Here is a 292-nt window from a genome sequence, read left to right as displayed (position 1 = left end):
TTCGGGTTTTTAATGACACTGCACGTTATGTCGATCAGGGCGGCGGAAAGCGCAAAGGTTCCTTTGCCATTTATGTAGAGCCATGGCATGCCGATATCTTTGATTTCCTCGACCTAAAAAAGAATCACGGAAAAGAAGAAATGCGTGCCCGCGACCTTTTTTACGCGATGTGGGTGCCCGATCTTTTCATGAAACGCGTGGAAGCAAATGAAGACTGGACGCTGATGTGTCCGCACGAGTGCCCCGGACTTTACGATATTCATGGCGATGAATTTGAAGAACTTTACTTAAA

1 pseudogene is annotated in these 292 nt (G+C 46.6%); it reads left to right on the top strand.

The annotated features are described in order from the left end of the window. Nucleotides 1-292, top strand: a pseudogene (locus HC176_RS19070) (ribonucleoside-diphosphate reductase subunit alpha); the annotation flags it as partial.

It is taken from the genome of Tamlana crocina (genome assembly GCF_012037625.1).
Note: the sequence above shows the minus strand (reverse complement) of the source record. Positions and strands in the feature narration are given on the sequence as shown.